This window comes from Candidatus Pelagibacter sp. HIMB1506 (assembly GCF_052047935.1).
Lineage (GTDB): Bacteria > Pseudomonadota > Alphaproteobacteria > Pelagibacterales > Pelagibacteraceae > Pelagibacter.
In genome coordinates this window covers 401,125-418,631 of record NZ_JBNAIS010000001.1, presented here as the reverse complement: position 1 = coordinate 418,631, position 17,507 = coordinate 401,125, and the positions used below count along the sequence as shown (strand labels likewise).

The 17,507-nt window shown below is 31.6% G+C and carries 19 protein-coding genes; all 19 read right to left on the bottom strand.

All coding sequences use genetic code 11. The features are described from left to right. Positions 1 to 555, bottom strand: a complete 555-nt coding sequence (rplE, locus tag ACTTA8_RS02215; RefSeq protein ID WP_262589106.1) for a 50S ribosomal protein L5 — start codon at positions 553 to 555, stop codon at positions 1 to 3. Then, positions 555 to 800 carry a 50S ribosomal protein L24 gene (rplX, locus tag ACTTA8_RS02210; RefSeq protein ID WP_262589105.1) on the bottom strand — a complete coding sequence of 82 codons (246 nt, stop codon included), beginning with the start codon at positions 798 to 800 and terminating at the stop codon, positions 555 to 557. The genes rplE and rplX overlap by 1 nt, the downstream gene beginning before the upstream one ends. 1 nt (position 801) lies before the next feature. Then, on the bottom strand, positions 802 to 1,170 hold the full coding sequence (rplN, locus tag ACTTA8_RS02205) for a 50S ribosomal protein L14 (protein WP_008544079.1): 369 nt from the start codon (positions 1,168 to 1,170) through the stop codon (positions 802 to 804). Beyond that, entirely contained in the window at positions 1,170 to 1,406 is a 237-nt protein-coding gene (gene rpsQ / locus ACTTA8_RS02200) for a 30S ribosomal protein S17 (RefSeq protein ID WP_428080011.1), read from the bottom strand. Before rpsQ ends, rplN begins: the two co-directional genes overlap by 1 nt. Next, positions 1,399 to 1,590, bottom strand: a complete 192-nt coding sequence (gene rpmC, locus ACTTA8_RS02195; protein WP_075506802.1) for a 50S ribosomal protein L29 — start codon at positions 1,588 to 1,590, stop codon at positions 1,399 to 1,401. The genes rpsQ and rpmC overlap by 8 nt, the downstream gene beginning before the upstream one ends. Continuing rightward, entirely contained in the window at positions 1,591 to 2,001 is a 411-nt protein-coding gene (rplP, locus tag ACTTA8_RS02190; protein ID WP_075506803.1) for a 50S ribosomal protein L16, read from the bottom strand. It abuts the gene before it with no gap. After that, complete coding sequence (gene rpsC / locus ACTTA8_RS02185) at positions 2,001 to 2,681, bottom strand: 30S ribosomal protein S3 (protein WP_440654072.1); 681 nt, start codon at positions 2,679 to 2,681, stop codon at positions 2,001 to 2,003. The genes rplP and rpsC overlap by 1 nt, the downstream gene beginning before the upstream one ends. Next, positions 2,665 to 3,063 (bottom strand): 50S ribosomal protein L22, encoded by a 399-nt coding sequence (gene rplV, locus ACTTA8_RS02180; RefSeq protein ID WP_440614293.1) that lies wholly within the window; start codon positions 3,061 to 3,063, stop codon positions 2,665 to 2,667. Before rplV ends, rpsC begins: the two co-directional genes overlap by 17 nt. A 2-nt stretch (positions 3,064 to 3,065) precedes the next feature. Beyond that, entirely contained in the window at positions 3,066 to 3,356 is a 291-nt protein-coding gene (gene rpsS / locus ACTTA8_RS02175; RefSeq protein WP_075506806.1) for a 30S ribosomal protein S19, read from the bottom strand. Beyond that, positions 3,356 to 4,195: a 50S ribosomal protein L2 gene (rplB, locus tag ACTTA8_RS02170; RefSeq protein ID WP_075506807.1), complete on the bottom strand. Its 840-nt coding sequence runs from the start codon at positions 4,193 to 4,195 to the stop codon at positions 3,356 to 3,358. The genes rpsS and rplB overlap by 1 nt, the downstream gene beginning before the upstream one ends. A 4-nt stretch (positions 4,196 to 4,199) precedes the next feature. Continuing rightward, a complete protein-coding gene (gene rplW, locus ACTTA8_RS02165; RefSeq protein ID WP_262589101.1) occupies positions 4,200 to 4,493 on the bottom strand; it encodes a 50S ribosomal protein L23 in 294 nt (97 codons plus the stop codon). Position 4,494: 1 nt separating this feature from the next. Next, entirely contained in the window at positions 4,495 to 5,118 is a 624-nt protein-coding gene (rplD, locus tag ACTTA8_RS02160; protein ID WP_440654071.1) for a 50S ribosomal protein L4, read from the bottom strand. Then, positions 5,118 to 5,828 carry a 50S ribosomal protein L3 gene (gene rplC / locus ACTTA8_RS02155; protein ID WP_440614291.1) on the bottom strand — a complete coding sequence of 237 codons (711 nt, stop codon included), beginning with the start codon at positions 5,826 to 5,828 and terminating at the stop codon, positions 5,118 to 5,120. Before rplC ends, rplD begins: the two co-directional genes overlap by 1 nt. 2 nt (positions 5,829 to 5,830) lie before the next feature. Further along, positions 5,831 to 6,139 carry a 30S ribosomal protein S10 gene (gene rpsJ, locus ACTTA8_RS02150; RefSeq protein ID WP_023853699.1) on the bottom strand — a complete coding sequence of 103 codons (309 nt, stop codon included), beginning with the start codon at positions 6,137 to 6,139 and terminating at the stop codon, positions 5,831 to 5,833. Continuing rightward, positions 6,139 to 8,217, bottom strand: coding sequence for an elongation factor G (gene fusA, locus ACTTA8_RS02145; RefSeq protein WP_440648601.1), 2,079 nt, complete (start codon positions 8,215 to 8,217; stop codon positions 6,139 to 6,141). The genes rpsJ and fusA overlap by 1 nt, the downstream gene beginning before the upstream one ends. Positions 8,218 to 8,223: 6 nt before the next feature. Continuing rightward, positions 8,224 to 8,694: a 30S ribosomal protein S7 gene (rpsG, locus tag ACTTA8_RS02140; protein ID WP_075506812.1), complete on the bottom strand. Its 471-nt coding sequence runs from the start codon at positions 8,692 to 8,694 to the stop codon at positions 8,224 to 8,226. Beyond that, positions 8,694 to 9,065, bottom strand: coding sequence for a 30S ribosomal protein S12 (gene rpsL, locus ACTTA8_RS02135; protein ID WP_075506813.1), 372 nt, complete (start codon positions 9,063 to 9,065; stop codon positions 8,694 to 8,696). The genes rpsG and rpsL overlap by 1 nt, the downstream gene beginning before the upstream one ends. A 169-nt stretch (positions 9,066 to 9,234) precedes the next feature. After that, positions 9,235 to 13,407: a DNA-directed RNA polymerase subunit beta' gene (gene rpoC / locus ACTTA8_RS02130; protein WP_440654069.1), complete on the bottom strand. Its 4,173-nt coding sequence runs from the start codon at positions 13,405 to 13,407 to the stop codon at positions 9,235 to 9,237. Beyond that, positions 13,407 to 17,492: a DNA-directed RNA polymerase subunit beta gene (gene rpoB, locus ACTTA8_RS02125; RefSeq protein WP_440654067.1), complete on the bottom strand. Its 4,086-nt coding sequence runs from the start codon at positions 17,490 to 17,492 to the stop codon at positions 13,407 to 13,409. The genes rpoC and rpoB overlap by 1 nt, the downstream gene beginning before the upstream one ends. Positions 17,493 to 17,507 lie beyond the last annotated feature (15 nt).

The following is a 17,507-nucleotide window of genomic DNA, read 5'->3' as shown; positions in this document are numbered from 1 at the left end:
TTAATTGTCTCCTTTTTTAATAAACGGAAAATTCATTTTTTCTAACAATGCAAAGCTGTGCTCTTTGTTAATAGCTTTTATAACAATAACGATATCTAAGCCTCTAACTTTATCAGCTCTATCAAAACTAACTTCTGGAAAAATGATGTGTTCCTTTATGCCAAAAGTATAATTTCCGAATTTATCAAAACCTTTTGGCGACAATCCTCTAAAATCTTTAATTCTAGGAAGAGCAATATTTACTAATCTATCTAAAAATTCATACATTTTATTTTTTCTTAAAGTTACTTTTAAGCCTGCATTAGATCCTTTTCTTGTCTTAAAATTAGCTACAGATTTTTTGAATTTTGTAGTTACAGGTTTTTGGCCTGTTATCTTAGCCATATCCTCTTCACACGATTTAAGAATTTTAGAGTCTGAACCATCTAAACCAAGACCCATATTTAAAACAATTTTTTCAATTCTTGGCGCCATATAAATATTTTTGAAGCCAAATTGGTCTTTTAAAGCTGGTTGTATTTCTTTATTAAAAATTTCTTTTAATCTTGGAGTCATTATTTCTTAGCCTCTTTTTTCTTTTCTGCTTTTTCATCTATTAATTTTAAATTTGATAAATGAATAAAACCTTCTTTTGAAAAAATACCACCTTTTTTCTCTTTTGTTGTTTTAACGTGTTTTTTAACCATATTAATTTCTTTTACTTTGGCTCTATTATTTGCTCTGTCGATTTCGATAACTTCACCCTCTTTTTTTTTGTCTTTTCCAGTTAGCACTCTTACTTTTAGACCTTTTTTAATCATCTTATAAAACCTCCGGCGCTAGTGAAATTATTTTCATTTGCCCTCTACTTCTTAATTCTCTAGTAACAGGGCCAAATATTCTAGTACCAACTGGTTCACCCTTATCGTCAACTAATACTGCTGCATTATTATCAAATTTTACTTTTGATCCATCGTTTCTATGAATTCCTTTTTTAACTCTTACTACTACAGCTTTATGAACGGTTCCTTTCTTTACTTTGCCCTTAGGGATAGCCTCTTTCACAGCAATTACAATTGTATCTCCAATGCTGGCATATCTTCTCTTAGATCCACCCAATACTTTGATGCACTCTATTCTTTTTGCACCAGTGTTGTCAGCAACTTGTAATTCTGTCTGTACACCAATCATTATTTATTATTCTCCATAACTTGAAATTTTTTATTTTTTGAAAATGGTTTGCTTTCAATAATTGAAACTTTATCACCTGTTTTAAATGTATTATTTTCATCATGAGCATTGTAATTTTTTCTGACTCTAATGACTTTTTTCAATACAGGGTGTGAATATTTTCTCTCTACCATAACTGTAATTGTTTTATTAGGTTTGTCGCTTATCACCACTCCTGTTAATATTTTTTTAGGCATTTGATTTTCCTTTTAAAATTGTTTTCAATCTTGCAATTGTTTTTCTTGTTTCTCCAATTTTTGCAGGATTAGTTATTTGAGAATTCATTTTTTGAAATCGAAAATTAAATAAGTCTTTTTTAAGCTTATCAATATTTTTGATAACTTCATCTTTGCTTAATTTTTTAATTTCTTGTTTTTTCATTTATGCAAATCTCTTTATTGTCTTTGTTTTTATTGGTAGCTTTGCTGAAGCTTTGTAAAGTGCCTCTTTGGCAATTTGTTCAGAAACACCATCAACTTCAAATAAAATTCTTCCAGGTTTTACTCTACATGCAAAATATTCTGGTGATCCTTTTCCTTTACCCATTCTAACTTCTATTGGTTTTTTAGAAACTGGAATATTTGGAAAAACTCTTGTCCATACTCTGCCTTGTCTTTTCATATGTCTAGTTAAAGCAACCCTAGCAGCTTCAATTTGTTTTCCAGTAACTCTTTCAGGCTGTAATGCTTTCAAAGCATATGCACCGTAATTAATAGTACTTGCTCTAGTAGCATTACCATGAATTCTTCCTTTATGAGCTTTTCTCCATTTAGTTCTTACTGGCTGAAGCATTATTGTTTACCTTCCTTTGGAGTGACTTTGTTTGTTTCCTGGCTAAATTCTCTTGCAAAAACTTCACCTTTATAGATCCAAACCTTAATTCCAATAATTCCATATGTTGTAAGAGCTTCCGCTTCTGCATAATCTATATCTGCTCTTAAAGTGTGTGATGGTATACTACCATCTCTTAACCATTCAGTTCTAGCGATCTCATTACCACCTAATCTTCCACTTACTGAAACTTTAATCCCTTTTGCACCTAGTCTAATACATGATTGCATAGCTCTTTTCATGGCTCTTCTGTATGAAATTCTTTTTACTAACTGTTGTGCAATGTTTTCAGCAACTAAATATGCATTTGTTTCAGGTTTTTTAACCTCTTTGATATTTAAGTTGACTTCATTTGTCGTAAATTTTGATAAGTTATTTTTAATTTTATCAATATCACTACCTTTTTTACCAATTACAAATCCAGGTCTAGATGTGTAAATTGTAACGTAACATTTGTTTGATGTTCTCTCTATCATCACTTTAGATACACCTGAATTAATTACATTCTTCTTTATGTATTCTCTTATTTTAAAATCTTCAATTAGATAGCTGCCAAAATCTTTTTTCTTAGCATACCAAACAGAGTCCCAACCTCTGTTTACACCTAATCTAAAACCTACAGGATTAACCTTTTGTCCCATGTTTCTCCATTTGTTTTGCCTCTGATAAAATTATAGTTACTGTTGACCAAGGTTTTAAAATTGGTGCCGCTCTACCTTTTGCTCTTGGTCTAAATCTTTTCATAACAATTTTTTTTCCACAATACGCTTCTTTGACAATTAAATTGTCAATATCATATTGAAAGTTATTTTCAGCGTTTGCAACAGCTGAGCTAATTGTCTTTCTAATATCTCTTGTAACTCTTTTTTCTGAAAACTGCAGGTCTCTAATAGCTACATCAACCTTTTTACCAACAATACTTTTTAGAATTGGATTAATCTTTCTTACGCTAGATCTAATTCCATTGTTTATAGACTTTACAGTCTTATTGTTGTTTTTATCAATTTTCTTTTTCTTTCCCATAATTATTTTTTCTCTGCTGGTTTAGCTTTTTTATCGGCTGGTGTGTGTCCAAAAAAAGTTCTTGTTGGCGCAAACTCTCCTAATTTATGACCAACCATATCCTCTGATACTGTTATTGGAATAAATTTTTTACCATTATATATTTGAAAAGCTACCCCTACAAAATCTGGAAGAATAGTAGATTTTCTAGACCAAGTTTTAATTGGAATTTTCTTCGGATCATCTTTGTACTTGTCTACTTTTTTCATCAAGCTTTCTTCAACAAATGGTCCTTTCCATACAGCTCTAGCCATTACTTAGTATCCTTCCTTTTATTTCTTCTCTTAACTATAAATTTATCTGTTCTCTTATTGTCTCTAGTTTTTAAACCTTTTGCTGATTGTCCTGTTGGAGACACTGGATGCCTTCCTCCTGCTGACTTACCTTCACCACCTCCATGTGGGTGATCAACTGGATTTTTAACAACACCTCTAGTATGAGGTCTTCTTCCTAACCATCTTGATCTACCAGCTTTTCCAATTTTAATATTTTTTTGATCAGGATTACTTAAAATTCCAATAGTAGCTAAAGCTCTAGAGTCTATTTTACGTACTTCACCTGACGCTAATTTAATTAAACTATAATTTCCATCTAATCCACTAATTGTAACTGAAGAACCAGCGGCTCTAGCTATTTTACCTCCACCACCTGGTTGAATTTCAACGTTATGAATATTGATACCAACAGGTATATCTTGTAACGGCATGCAATTTCCAATTTTAATTTCTTTTTTCGATCCACTCTCAATCTTATCTCCGACTTTAATTTTTTGAGGAGCTAAAAAATACGAATGTGTTCCATCTTCAAATTTGACCAACATTATGTAGCAAGATCTATTCGGATCATATTCTATTCTTTCAACAGTAGCCTCCATGTCAAATTTTTTTCTATAAAAATCAACATGTCTATACATCTTCTTATGACCACCTGCTCTGTTAATTGAAGTGATGTGTCCATTATTATTTCGACCCTTCATAGCATTTTTTGGAGAAACAAGAGTTTTGAAAGGTTTGCCTTTCCATAGACCTGTTCTATCTACTAAAATAGTACCTCTGGTAGATTTTGTGTATGGTTTAAAAGTTTTTAATGCCATTTTCTTAAATTCCTGTTGTTAGATCAATGCTTTGACCTTTTTTTAGAGTTATAATAGCTTTTTTGTATCCTGAAACTTTCACTTTTTTACCTCTAGTGAGTTTAGTTCTATTTTGTTTATTGATGATGTTAATTTTAGTGACATTAACTTTAAAAATTTTTTCAATATTTTTTTTTAGGTTTTTTTTATTAGCACCATCAGGAACCTTAAAAGTAATTTTGTTCAATTCTGATAGATTTGTTGATTTCTCAGTAACAACTGGAAAAAGAATTTTATCGTATAAATGAATTTTATCCATATTAAGAAAACCTTTTCTCCAATTCTTTTACTGAGCTTTCAGTAAAAACTACTTTCTTAAATTTTATAATATCGTAAGCACTAAAATGATTTACGTCAGTAACTTTTACGTTAGGAATATTTCTTACAGATTTTTCTATCTTATCTTTAGAGTTTTTATCGAGTATAATTAATGAATTAGAAATCTCTAGTTTATTAATTATTGAATTCATTTCTTTTGTTTTTTTAATTTCAGAATTAAAATCATTTAAAATTAATAAGTTCTTATTATTATTTTTTTCAGTAATTAAAGAAGCAACACTTTGTTTCTTTTCATTTTTATTTAACTTTCTTTTTTTGTAAGCTAATTCACCTTTTGGACCATGAGCTATACCACCACCAACAAAAATAGGAGCTTTTCTACTAGCGTGTCTTGCTCCACCAGTTCCTTTTTGTGCATAAATTTTTGATGTTGGACCTTTTACTTCATTTTGTTGTTTAGTTTTAGCGTGTCTACCTTTGTAGTTGGCATTTGTTTTGTATAAAACACTAGCAACTAACTTTTGATTAATTTTTGCATAAAATATTTTATCTAAGACTTCAATAGTATCTTTTTTTCCGTCTATGCTAATTTTATCTAATTTCATTATTTTTTCTTTTTATCTGGTGTTTTTTTTGCTTCCTCAGCAGCAGCTTGCTTTTCACTGATTGTCATTTTGTTTATATTTTTTACTGATTTTTTAACCATCACTTCAGCATTTTTTGATCCTGGAATGGATCCCTTTAAATAAAGTAACTCATTTTCTAAATCTGTTTTTATTATTTCGATATTTTGCATTGTTCTTAACTTATCACCCATATGACCAGCCATTTTTTTTCCTTTAAAAACTTTACCTGGATCTTGACTATGTCCGGTTGAACCATGAGCTCTATGAGAAATAGAAACACCATGGCTAGCTCTTAAGCCTCCAAAATTATGTCTCTTCATTGCACCAGCAAAACCTTTACCAATCGTTTTTGATCTTGTGTCTACAAATTTTATATCTTTGAAAATTTCTAAACCAAATTCATTTCCTTCTTTGTAAGCAGAAGTATCGTTTACTCTAAATTCTTTTAATTTTTTCTTAGCTTCAGTGTTTTTCTTTGCAAAAACACCTTTCATTGCTTTTGTTAATTTTGAATTTTTAATTTTTCCATATCCAAGTTGAACAGCTTTGTAACCTCTTTTTTCTTCCTCAATTACTTGAATAACTCTAGCTTTTTCAACTTTAAGAACTGTAACAGGCACCAACTGACCAGATTTATAAAATTCTCTAGTCATGCCAATTTTCTTACCTAATAAAGCTATCTCGCTCATAATTAAATTTTTATCTCCACATCTACACCTGAAGCTAAGTCTAATTTCATTAAAGCTTCTACTGTTTGTGGTGTTGGTTCTATAATATCTATTAATCTTTTGTGAGTTCTAGACTCAAATTGCTCTCTACTTTTTTTATCAATGTGTGGAGATCTTAAAACTGTATATCTTTCAATTCTAGTAGGAAGTGGTATTGGACCTTTTATAGTAGCTCCAGTTCTTTTAACTGTATTAACTATTTCTTCGGTAGAAGCATCCAAAACTTTATTATCGTATGCTCTTAGTTTAATTCTAATATTTTGTTTTTCCATTAACCTGCTACCTTTTTAGTTACTTCATCTTGAACGTTTTGTGGAACTTTAGAATAATGATCAAAGAACATTGAATATTGCGCTCTTCCTTGAGACATTGACCTTAGATTGTTTATGTAGCCAAACATATTTGCTAAAGGAACCATTGCCGTGATTACAGTTGCATTACCTCTTTGCTCTTGAGTGCTAATTTGGCCTCTTCTACTGTTTAGATCACCAATTACATCACCCATATAATCTTCTGGAGTAACAACTTCTACTCTCATAATGGGCTCTAAAAGCTTTAATCCACCTTGAGTGCAAGCTTCTTTAAAACATGCTCTGCTGGCAAGTTCAAATGCTAGAACACTTGAGTCTACATCATGATGCAAACCATCAACAATTGTTACTTTGTAATCAATCATAGGAAAACCTGCTAATATTCCACTATCAGAAACTGTCTCAATACCTTTTTCAACACCGGGGATAAATTCTTTTGGAATAGCTCCACCTTTAATGGCACTTTCAACTTCTCTACCCTTACCTGGTTCTTGAGGTTCAACAAATAATTTTACTTTAGCGAATTGACCAGCGCCACCACTTTGTTTTTTATGTATATATTCAAATTCAGCTGATTTTTCTATTGTCTCTCTGTAAGCAACTTGTGGAGCTCCAACATTTGCTTCAACTTTAAATTCTCTTTTCATACGATCAACAATAATATCTAAGTGTAACTCACCCATTCCTTTGATGATTGTTTGACCAGATTCCTCGTCAGATGATACTCTAAATGATGGATCTTCTTTAGCTAATCTTGCTAAAGCTTCACCCATTTTTTCTTGGTCACCTTTTGTTTTAGGCTCAACAGCAATTTCAATTACTGGTTCAGGGAATTCCATTGGCTCTAATAAAACAGGATTTTCTTTGTCACACAAAGTATGACCTGTCATAGTATTTTTTAAACCTGCCAAAGAAACAATATCACCTGCATTTGCTTCTTTAATATCTTCTCTAGAGTTTGCATGCATTAAAAGCATACGACCAACTCTTTCTTCTTTATCTGATGAAGAATTGTACACAGCTGTACCAGATTTAATTGTACCAGAATAAATTCTAACAAATGTTAATGAACCAACAAAAGGATCATTTGCAACTTTAAATGCTAAACCTGAAAAAGATGATCCATCCTCAAACTTCATTTCAATTTCATCATCTGAACCAACTTTAGTTCCCTTAATAGATCCAATATCTACTGGACTTGGAAGGTAATTAATAACAGCATCTAATAAAGGTTGAACACCTTTATTTTTAAAAGCTGAACCAGTTAAAACAGGAACAAAGCTAAAATTTAAAGTTCCTTTTCTGATACATTTAACTAAATCTTCCTCTTTAATTTCATCGCCGTTTAAATACGCTTCCATTAACTTTTCGTCTTGCTCAACTGCAGACTCAATTAGTTCGGTTCTGTATTTTTCTGAAATTTCTTTTAAATCATCAGGTATATCTTTATATTCCCACTCTGCGCCTAGTGCTTCATTTTTCCATACTTGGGCTTTCATTTTAACTAAATCAACAACTCCAGTTAATGAAGCTTCAATTCCAATAGGTACTTGTAAAACTAATGGTTTAGCACCCAATCTATCTCTGATCATATCAACACATCTAAAGAAATCAGCACCAGTTCTATCAAGTTTATTTACAAAACAAATTCTCGGAACTTTGTATTTGTCTGCCTGTCTCCATACTGTCTCAGATTGAGGCTCTACACCAGCAACTCCATCAAATACAGCCACAGCACCATCTAGTACTTTTAAAGATCTTTCTACTTCAATTGTAAAATCGACGTGGCCCGGAGTATCAATTATATTAACTCTGTGGTCATTCCAGAAACAAGTTGTTGCTGCAGAAGTAATTGTGATACCTCTCTCTTGTTCTTGCTCCATCCAATCCATTGTTGCAGCACCATCATGTACTTCACCAATTTTATGACTTTTTCCTGTATAATATAAAATTCTTTCTGTAGTAGTTGTTTTACCAGCGTCTATGTGGGCCATGATTCCAATGTTTCTATATTTATCTAATGTATGAGTTCTAGCCATAAATTTTTACCATCTAAAATGAGCAAATGCCTTATTAGACTCTGCCATTTTATGAACATCCTCTCGTTTTTTTACTGCAGCACCTTTTTTTTCATAAGCATCATACAGTTCGTTAAAAATTTTATCTGCCATGTGTTTGTCTTTTCTTTTTCTAGCTGAATCAACTAACCATCTTATTGCAAGCGCTTGGGCTCTTTTACTTTTTACCTCAACAGGCACTTGGTAAGTTGCACCACCTACTCTTCGTGATCTAACTTCTACTGTTGGTTTGATATTGTTAATCGCTTCATTGAAAATATTTATAGGCTCGTCTTTAGTTTTTGTTTTAATTTTCTCTATTGCTTCATAAACTATTTTTGCAGCAATTCCTCTTTTACCATCATACATGATGTTATTTATTAATTTTGGAATTATAGTTGAATTAAATTTTGGATCAGGAACTACATTTTTTTTGGGTTGAGTTTTTTTTCTAGACATTATTTACCTTTTTTTGTTCCGTATAAAGATCTTCTCTGTTTTCTATTTGCAACACCTTGTGTATCTAAATTTCCTCTTAAGATATGATATCTAACACCAGGTAAATCTTTAACCCTTCCACCTCTAATTAGTACTACTGAGTGTTCTTGTAAGTTATGACCTTCGCCTGGAATATAAGCAGTTACTTCAAAACCGTTTGACAATCTAACTCTAGCAACTTTTCTTAATGCAGAGTTTGGTTTTTTTGGAGTGGTTGTATAAACTTTAACACAAACACCTCTTTTCAAAGGTTGCTTCTGTAAAGCAGGAACTTTGTTCCTAGAAACTTGTTTAACTCTTTTTTTTCTTAACAACTGATTAATAGTTGGCATAATTTTTTTTTAAAATTAATTAATTTATTTTTGAGATGAAAATAACTGACAGGTTATTTTGTGGCAGCGTTTAGTACCTCAAGAGCACTACATTCCAACCAAAAACATCGCCAAAATACTTATTAATCAGCTATTGTCAAACTAAAACTGCAATTTTTAGGTGATTTTTTTATTGATTTACTTGTGTTTCTTCAGGCTCAGAAGCTTCAAGTTTATCTTGTTCTGCTAAGAAGCTATTATCATCTTCTAAGGCCTTGTTGTTCCATCTGTTCTTGATATTACCCGTTCCAGCGGGAACTAATCTTCCAACTATTACGTTCTCTTTTAAACCGTTTAATGGATCAACTTTCCCTTTAATTGCAGCGTCTGTTAATACTCTTGTTGTCTCTTGGAAAGATGCAGCAGAAATGAATGATTCTGTTTGAAGTGAAGCTTTAGTAATACCCATTAAAACTCTTTCTCCAACTGCAGGAGTTTTGCCTTCAGCAACTAATTTTTCATTAGTATTATCAAACTTGATTCTATCAACTACTTCACCCGGTAAATAGCTTGAATCTCCAGATACCTTAACTTCAACTTTCTTAAGCATTTGTCTTAGAATTGTTTCAATATGTTTATCGTTAATAATTACACCTTGTAATCGATATACTTCTTGAACTTGATTAACAAAATATTCTGTTAATTCTTTAATACCTAAAATTCTTAAAATATCATGCGGTAATGGCTGTCCATCTAAAAGATATTCACCTTTTTGAATTTTTTCACCAGGATTAAAGTTAATGTGTTTTCCTTTTGGAATTAAATAATTTGATGGTTCTGATCCGTCTTCTGGAACAATTGAAATTCTTTGTTTACCTCTAACTTCTTTTCCAAAAACAACGCTTCCATCATTTTCAGCAATAATAGCACTGTCCTTAGCTTTTCTAGCTTCGAAAAGTTCAGCTACTCTTGGAAGACCTCCGGTAATATCTTTAGTTTTTGTTGTTTCTTTAGGTAATCTTGCAATAACATCGCCAGCATAAACTTTTTGACCATCTTTAATTGATAAAATCGAATCTGGTACTAAGTAATATCTAGCTTCATTGTCATCTGCTTTTTTAATTACATTTCCTTTTTCATCTCTTAAAGTAATTCTTGGTTTTAAATCTGTACTCTTAGATTGACCTCTCCAATCAATTACAGATTTTGATGATATACCAGTTGCATCATCAGTAGTTTCTTGAATTGAAACACCATCTATCAAATCAACATAACTTGCAATACCACTCTTTTCAGCAATAACTGGAGTTGTATATGGATCCCACTCACAAATTTTTGTATTTGCTTTAACTTTATCTCCATTATTAAAAAATAATCTTGATCCATAAGCAACTTTATAAACTGCTATTTGAACTCCTTTATCATCCTCAATAGAAAGTTGAGTATTTCTTCCCATAACAATTAAATTCTTTTTTGAATCTTCTAAAATATTTGAGTTAATAATTTTTAATGTTCCATCGCTTTTGCTGATAATTTGGTTATCTTGTTTAACAGAAGCTGTTCCCCCAACGTGGAATGTTCTCATCGTTAACTGCGTACCTGGTTCTCCAATTGATTGAGCTGAAATCATACCAATGGCTTCACCCACATGCACCATTTTACCTCTAGATAAGTCTCTTCCATAACAAGTAGCGCACACACCCTCTTTAGAACTACAAGTCATTACTGAATAAACTTTTATAGATTTAACACCTGCTGCATCAATTTTATCACAACCTGCCTCGTCAATCATTTCCGACTTTTTAATTATTACCTCACCACTTAATGGATTTTTCACCTCAGCAGCTGTAACTCTACCTAGTGCTCTTTCTGCCAAACTAACAACTACATTACCACCTTCTAAGATCTCTGATAGTTCAATAAAACCTGGTTCTTCACATTTAATTTTTGTTACTGTTAAATCTTGAGCAACATCACACAATCTTCTTGTTAAATATCCAGAGCTTGCTGTTTTAAGCGCAGTATCTGCTAATCCTTTTCTTGCTCCGTGTGTAGAATTAAAATACTCTAAAGCTGTTAAACCTTCTTTAAAGTTAGAGATAATTGGACTTTCAATAATTTCACCTGAAGGTTTTGCAATTAATCCCCTCATACCAGCTAATTGTTTCATTTGCGCTGCTGAACCTCTGGCTCCGCTATCAGCCATCATAAATACTGAATTTATTTTTAAGCCCTCTTCTGTTTTTTCAGTTGCAGAAATTCTTTTCATCATTTCACCCGCAACTTTATCTGTACATTTAGACCATGCGTCAACAACCTTGTTGTACTTCTCGCCTCTTGTAATCAAACCTTCTGCATATTGAGTTTCATAATCAGCAATTAATTTTTTAGTATCATCAATTAATTGAGTTTTATTTTCAGGAATAATTAAATCATCTTTTCCAAATGAAATTCCAGCTTTAAATGCATGCTTAAATCCTAAATCTTTAAGTTTATCACAGAAAATAACTGTCGTTTTCTGACCACAGAATCTGAAAACAACATCAATTATTTCGGAAACAACTTTTTTTGGTAGCAATCTATCAACTAATGAAAATTTAATATTGCTATTTTTTGGTAATAGGTTGGCTAATAAAAATCTTCCTGCAGTTGATGTGTATTTTTCAATCTTCTTATTTCCTTTGTCATCAACAGTTTCATATCTTGAAATAATAGTGCTATGAACGTTAATTTCACCTGAAGATAATGCAAACTCTATTTGATCAGAATTAGTAAAGTATCCAGATGGTTTATCCGATACTGGTTCCTGAGAAAGATAATATATTCCTAAAATCATATCCTGACTTGGAACGATTATTGGTTTGCCATTTGAAGGAGATAGAATGTTGTTTGTTGATAGCATTAATATTCTTGCTTCCAACTGAGCTTCTAGACTTAAAGGTACATGAACAGCCATTTGGTCACCATCAAAATCAGCATTAAAAGCTGCACAAGTTAATGGGTGTAGCTCAATTGCATCACCTTCAATTAATTTTGGTTCAAAAGCTTGAACACCAAGTCTATGAAGTGTTGGTGCTCTATTTAATAAAACAGGGTGCTCTCTTACGATTAACTCTAACGCATCCCATACAGCATTAGTTTCTTTCTCTACTAATTTTTTAGCTTGTTTGATTGTAGATGCTAATCCTAATTTATTTAATCTTGCGTATAAAAATGGTTTAAATAACTCCAAAGCCATTTTTTTTGGCAATCCACACTCATGTAATTTTAAGTCTGGACCGACAACGATTACTGATCTTCCAGAGTAATCTACCCTTTTTCCTAACAAGTTTTGTCTAAATCTACCTTGCTTTCCTTTAAGCATTTCTGCAAGAGATTTAAGTGGTCTTTTACCTGTTCCAGTAATAACACGACCTCTTCTTCCATTATCGAAAAGAGCATCAACAGATTCTTGAAGCATTCTTTTTTCATTTCTAACAATGATGTCTGGAGCTTTAAGATCCATTAATCTTTTTAATCTATTATTTCTGTTAATAACTCTTCTATATAAATCGTTAAGATCTGAAGTAGCAAATCTACCCCCATCTAGCGGAACCAATGGTCTTAATTCTGGTGGAATAACAGGAACCACAGTCATAATCATCCATTCTGGTTTTTGACCAGTTTCGATAAATGACTCTATTAATTTTAATCTCTTAATTGCTCTTTCTTCATTAACTTTAGATTTAGTCTCTTTAATAAAGCTAACAAGATTTTTTCTCTCTAATTCTAAGTCAAGATTTTTTAACATCTCAAGAACAGCTTCTGCTCCAATACCTGCAGTAAAGCTTTCTTCTCCAAATTCATCTTGATATTTTGCTAATTCTTCTTCATTTAAAAGTTGGTTTTTTTGCAAACCAGTTAATCCCGGTTCAATTACTATAAAGTTTTCAAAATAAAGAACTCTCTCGATTTCTTTCAACTTCATATCTACCGCAAGTGCAATTCTACTTGGTAATGATTTCAAAAACCAAATATGTGCCACAGGAGTTGCGAGATTAATGTGGCCCATTCTCTCTCTTCTTACATTAGATTTTGTTACCTCAACACCACATTTTTCACAAATAATACCTCTAAATTTCATTCGTTTATACTTTCCGCACAAACATTCATAATCTTTGATTGGTCCAAAAATTCTTGCACAGAATAGACCATCTTTCTCTGGTCTAAAGGTTCTATAATTTATAGTTTCAGGTTTTTTAATTTCACCAAATGTCCAAGATTTAATTTTCTCAGGACTAGCTAAAGAAATTTTAATACTATTAAAATTTTGCGCTTCTGAAATTTCGCTTCCTTTAAATAAATCAGTTAATTCTTTTTTCATTAATTAAGCTCCACGTTTAATGCTAATGATTTAATTTCTTTAACTAAGACGTTAAATGACTCTGGAATACCAGACTCGAAATTCTCTTCACCTTTAACTATAGTTTCGTAAACTTTAACTCTTCCTGCAACATCATCAGATTTTACAGTCAAAATTTCTTGCAAAGTATAAGAAGCTCCGTAAGCTTCAAGAGCCCATACTTCCATTTCTCCAAATCTTTGACCACCTAATTGTGCTTTACCACCAAGAGGTTGTTGTGTAACCAAACTGTAAGGACCTGTAGATCTTGCATGAATTTTATCTTCAACTAAATGATGAAGTTTCAGCATATAAATTATTCCAACTGTAACTGGTCTGTCAAATTTTTCTCCAGTTCTTCCATCCCATAAATAAGTTTGTCCAGATCCTGGTAAGTTCGCTAACTCTAACATGTCAGTTACATTTTTCTCTTTAGCGCCATCAAAAACAGGAGTGGATATTGCAATCCCATTTTGTAAATTTTCACACAGGTCTTTAAATTCGTTCTTACTTAATTTGTCTACTTTTTCATTGAAAGTATCTTCTCCATAAACAGATTTTAAAAATTTTTCTATTTTTTCAGTTCTTTCAATTTTTTTATTATTTTCGTTAACTAAATTTTTAATCTGTTCACCAAATTCTTTACAAGCCCAACCAAGGTGAGTTTCTAAAATTTGACCTACATTCATCCTACTTGGAACACCTAGAGGATTTAAAACAATATCAACTGGTCTACCATCTTCTCTGTATGGCATATCTTCAACTGGTACTATTTTACTAACGACGCCCTTATTACCATGTCTTCCTGACATTTTATCACCTGGTCTTAATCTTCTCTTAATAGCTACAAAAACTTTTACCATTTTCATAACACTTGGTAATAAATCATCACCACTTCTAATTTTTAAAACTTTATCCTCAAATCTTTCTGTAATGTCTTGTTTTGCTTTGTTGTATTGATCTTTAAGTTGTGCCAAAGTCGCTTCATCATTTACATTTCCAACTGTAATTTTAAATACATCATTTATAGATAGATTATTAATTGCATCAAAATCAAGTTTTGTTCCTTCAGATAAATCTTTTACTTTTTTAGTTAATGATGATCCTGATAAAATTTGTGAAGCTCTTTGTTTAATGCTTCTCTCTAAAATTTCTTCCTCTACTAATTTATCTTGCTGAACTTGTTCAATTTCAGCTCTTTCAATAGTTATTGATCTTTCGTCTTTTTCAATACCATGTCTGTTAAATACTCTTACATCGACAACTGTACCACTAGCACCTCGTGACATTCTCAAAGATGTATCAGTAACATCAATAGCTTTTTCTCCAAAAATTGATCTTAATAGTTTTTCTTCTGGTCCTGATGCTGAATCACCTTTTGGTGTAACTTTTCCAACTAAAATATCTCCAGCGTTTACTTCAGCTCCAATGTAAACTATTCCTGATTCATCAAGATTTTTTAAAGCTTCCTCGTTAACATTAGGAATATCCCTGGTAATTTCTTCTTCTCCAAGTTTTGTGTCTCTTGCCATTATTTCATATTCTTCAATATGTACTGAAGTAAATACATCGTCAGTTACACATCTTTCTGAAATCAAAATTGAGTCTTCAAAGTTGTAACCTTGCCATGGCATAAATGCTACTGTTACATTTTTTCCAAGTGCTAATTCACCTAATTTTGTTGAAGGACCATCTGCAATAATATCACCGGATTTAACTTTATCACCAACTCTAACAAGTGGTCTTTGGTTAATACACGTATTTTGGTTTGATCTTTTAAATTTTTGTAAATTATAAATATCTACTCCTGATTCACTAAAATCAGTTTCTTCTGTTACTTTAATAACAATTCTCTTACCGTCAATTTTATCAACAACTCCATCTCTCTTAGCAACAATAGTTACACCAGAGTCTAAAGCCACATCACTTTCAATTCCAGTACCAACCAATGGAGATTCTGGTTTTAAAAGAGGAACTGCTTGTCTCATCATGTTAGAACCCATTAGAGCTCTGTTAGCATCATCATTTTCCAAGAAAGGTATTAAAGATGCTGCAACAGAAACAAGTTGTTTTGGTGAAACATCGATATAATCAATTGCATCTGGTTTTGATAAAAGGAAGTTTAAATTTTGTCTGCAAGAAACAAGTTCCTCAACTATCTTTCCATTTTTATCTAACTTTGTATTTGCTTGTGCAATTGTAAATTTGGTTTCTTCCATTGCAGATAAATACTCAACTTTATCTTGCACAACCCCATCTTTTACTTTTTTATATGGGCTTTCAATAAAGCCATATTTATTTATTTTTGCATAAGTTGATAAACTATTTATCAAACCGATGTTTGGTCCCTCTGGAGTCTCAATTGGACAAATTCTTCCATAATGGGTTGGGTGAACGTCTCGAACTTCAAATCCTGCTCTTTCTCTAGTTAGTCCACCTGGGCCAAGAGCAGAAACTCTTCTTTTATGTGTAATTTCAGATAATGGGTTCGTTTGATCCATAAACTGTGAAAGTTGAGAGCTAGCAAAAAAATCTTTCAATGAAACAGTTAGCGGTTTTGCGTTAATTAAATCTTGCGGCATCGCAGACTCAACATCAAGAGTAGTCATTTTTTCTTTAATAGCCCTTTCCATTCTGTAAACACCAATTCTCGCTTGGTTTTCAACTAACTCACCTACAGAACGTACTCTTCTATTTCCTAAATGATCAATGTCATCAACATCATCCTTACCATCACGCAAATCTAACATTTTGTGAATAATTGCAATGATGTCATCATTTCTTAAGATCGTAATTTTATCAGAACACTCTTGGTTTAGTCTTGAATTCATTTTCACTCTACCAACATCAGATAGATCGTATCTGTCTGAGCTAAAGAAAAGATTGTTAAATATTTGAGTGGCTATCTCTATTGTAGGTGGCTCTCCAGGTCTTAGCATTTTATATATTTCAGTTATAGCTTCATCTTTAGAGTTATTTTTGTCAGCTAAAACTGTTGTTAATAAATATGGTCCTTTATTTATGGAATTTGTTACGGATATTTGCAAAGAGTGAACATTTGCATCCAGTATTTGTTGAATAATTGTATCATTAAGTTCGGTACCAATTTTAAAAGTACCTTCTTCTTCATCACTTACTTTAACATCTCTATGTAAGAATTTTCCAAAAAGAGATTCTCTTGAAACTAAAATATCTTTAAGTCCGTCATTAGCTAATTTTTTAGCATTTAAAAAATTAATTTTATCACCTAGTTTGATTACTATTTTACCAGTTTTTGCATCAATTACTTCTTCAGAAAAATTTTTAGCCTTGTAATTCTCAGGATTAAATTTAGTTTTCCATTTTTCTGTCTTAGGATCAAAAGTATATTGCTCACTATCATAAAACTCATCAACAATTTCTGATTTAGAAAAACCTAAAGCTAAAAGTAACGTTGAAGCAAATATTTTTTTCTTTCTATCAATTTTAAAATATAAAAAATCTTTAACATCATATTCAAAATCTAACCATGATCCCCTGTTAGGTATTACTCTACAATTAAATAATAATTTTCCACTTGCATGAGTTTTTCCTTTATCATGGTCAAAGAAAACTCCTGGACTTCTATGCATTTGGTTTACAACAACACGTTGAACACCATTGGTAATAAACGTTCCACTATTAGTCATCATAGGTACTTCACCCATGTAAACTTCTTGTTCTTTTGCTGATAAAATATCTTTAGTATTGTTTTCTTGATCTATTTCGTAAACAACTAATCTTAAAGTACATTTAAGAGCTGAAGAATAAGTTAGACCTCTTGTTATACATTCTTCAACATCAAATTTAGGTTTTTCTAACCTGTATGAAACATATTCAAGAGTTGCTTTGTCATTTAAATCTTCAATTGGAAAAATACTTTTAAAAACTCTATCAAAACCTTTTGTTAATTCGGTTTCAGCATAGAATTCGGTTAATTCTTTGTAAGAATTTTTTTGAACTTCAATAAGATTTGGAATTGATAAGCTTTCTTTTAGTTTACCAAAACTTTTTCTAATGTTTTTCTTTTCAGTAAAAGATAATTGCATCTATATTTATTAATA